Annotated in this window: 2 protein-coding genes; both read right to left on the bottom strand. The window is 65.4% G+C overall.

Going from position 1 to position 1,366, the window contains the following annotated elements:
• A partial coding sequence (locus A612_RS11085; protein ID WP_040436671.1) for an ATP-binding cassette domain-containing protein occupies positions 1–530 on the bottom strand: 530 nt, incomplete at its 3' end.
• A 130-nt stretch (positions 531–660) separates the two neighbouring features.
• A partial coding sequence (locus A612_RS11080) for a porin (RefSeq protein ID WP_019374549.1) occupies positions 661–1,366 on the bottom strand: 706 nt, incomplete at its 5' end.

Here is a 1,366-nt window from a genome sequence, read left to right as displayed (position 1 = left end):
CTGGCGGCCAGCCACTGCTGCACCTCCTCGGCGCCGGTGTTGCCCGGCAGCTCCACGGAAAAGGTGACGACCAGCCGCGGATCGCCCGCCTCGGCGGCGCGCGCCAGCAGTTCGGCGTAGATGCTGTCGGGCGTGTCGTGGCGCACCAGTTGCGCGCTCTGGCGGTCAAAAAGCTGGCCGGCGCGGGCGAACAGGAGCTTCAGGTGGTCGTTCAGCTCGGTCATGGTGCCCACGGTGGAGCGCGAGCTGCGCACCGGATTGGTCTGGTCGATGGCAATCGCCGGCGGCACGCCCTCGACCTTGTCCACCGCCGGCTTGTCCATGCGGTCGAGGAACTGGCGCGCGTAGGCGCTGAAGGTCTCCACGTAGCGGCGCTGGCCCTCGGCGTACAGGGTGTCGAAGACCAGGCTGGACTTGCCCGAACCGCTGGGGCCGGTCACCACGGTGAGCTCACCGGTGCGGATGTCCAGGTCGAGGTTTTTCAGATTGTGCTGGCGGGCACCTTGGATGCGGATGAGGCCGTGGGTCATGGGGGCGAAGGTGAGGCCGGGCGGCCAAAAAAAAACCCTGCACGGGTGTGCAGGGTCTCTGGATTTCCAGTGGCAGGCCGTTTGCGCTGATGGCACGGCCTGCAGGGGGAGCAGCTTGCGCTGCCGGAAATCAGAAGTTGTGGCGCAGGCCGACGGCGAAGGAGCTGAAATCCACGCCGGCAGCGCCGGTCATGTAGTCTGCGCCAGCCTTGTTGTCCACCTTGGTGTAGAAGGCATAGGCCTTGGTGCGCTTGCTCAGGTTGTAGTTGTAGCCCAGCGTCCACTGCGTGGCGGCGCTGTCGGCGACGTTCTTCCACTTGCTGGCGCGGCCTACGTTCACGTGGAACTCGGAGGCGCCCATCATGTAGGCCAAGGCCAGGCGGTAGTTGTTGCGCGTGCCCAGGATGTCCTCGTCGTTGCGCTGGTAGTAGCCGCCAACCACGAACTGACCCATGGTGTACAGGCCACGCAGGCCCAGCTGCTTGTTGCCATCGGTCTGGCTGTAGCCGGCGCCGAGGTTGATGGCGCCGACGTTGTAGTTGGCTGCCAGGTCATAGCCGTTCTTGCCCCCGGTGGTCTGCTCGTGCAGATTCACCGCCACGTCCAGCGTGAGGCCGCCGAGGCTGGGGGTGCGATAGCCGATCTTGTTCTTGGTGCTCAGGCCGCCGAACCACACGGGGTCGTAGTAGAAAGCGTCAGAGGACGTGCCGGTTTCATGGTTGTGCATGCTCACGTAGTCGGCGGTGGCGAAATAGGACTCGGGTATGAAGTTGCCCAGGCGCACCATGCCGAAGCCGCCCGACAGGTTGACTTCGCTCTGGCGGGCGAAGCTCAGG

The sequence above is a fragment of the Melaminivora alkalimesophila genome (genome assembly GCF_000282995.1).
GTDB classification, from domain to species: domain Bacteria; phylum Pseudomonadota; class Gammaproteobacteria; order Burkholderiales; family Burkholderiaceae_C; genus Melaminivora; species Melaminivora alkalimesophila.
This window is presented reverse-complemented; position numbering and strand designations above follow the sequence as displayed.